The 822-nt window shown below is 51.6% G+C and carries 1 tRNA gene; it reads right to left on the bottom strand.

What is annotated here, in order from left to right:
* Nucleotides 1-209 precede the first annotated feature (209 nt).
* A tRNA-Ser gene (locus ACQCX0_RS02740) sits at nt 210-300 on the bottom strand.
* Between the last annotated feature and the right edge of the window lie 522 nt (nt 301-822).

The following is an 822-nucleotide window of genomic DNA, read 5'->3' as shown; positions in this document are numbered from 1 at the left end:
GGCGACCACCGAGATCTACACTCTTTCCCTACACGACGCTCTTCCGATCTGGGCTTTTGCTTTACAGTTGGGCGTGCTGCTATCCCAAGCGCAGCTTATTATGTAGGAACACAATAGATTTACTTGGATCTCATCAGACAACAAAAAACCCCTAATGCTTGCAGCACTAGGGGTTTTTGGACTCAATTGGATGAGATTGAATCGGCTTTTGGCGGTGAAAGAGGGATTCGAACCCTCGATACGCTATTAACGTATACACACTTTCCAGGCGTGCTCCTTCAGCCACTCGGACACTTCACCGTATCTCGTCAAACCGATTCAGTCTGTCGAGGCGCGCTAATGTAGTCGATAGCTTTTCAGATGGCAAACTTTTTTTTCAGAATTTTCATGCGCTTAAGGCCGATCCCTCCTTGAAGGGTGTTCGCCCCCCATCGACGACAAGGCAAACCGGCCATTCTCCAGCCTTGCCTACAGCTATATAGAAGAAACCACCCGTTACCCGCAGTGCCATGCAGGCCGATGTCTGGCCACAAGCCTGACTCACCAGTCAGTCACGGCGCTTTACCAGATCTGTCGCGGTGGGTAACTTCTGCTGCACTTCAATACAAGGAATTGCGTCATGAGTGAGTTGATTTCCTACCATCTCGAAGACGGTATCGCGACCCTGACCTTGAGCAATGGCAAGGTCAATGCCATCTCCCCGAACGTGATTGCCGCTTTCAATGCCGCGCTGGATCAAGCAACGGCCGATCGCGCAGTGGTGATCATCACCGGTCAGCCGGGGATTCTTTCAGATCGGAAGAGCGGTTCAGCAGGAATGCC

This window comes from Candidatus Hepatincolaceae symbiont of Strigamia maritima, from assembly GCF_055505085.1.
The sequence above is the reverse complement of the archived record's forward strand: the minus strand, read 5'-3'. Positions and strand labels throughout refer to the sequence as shown.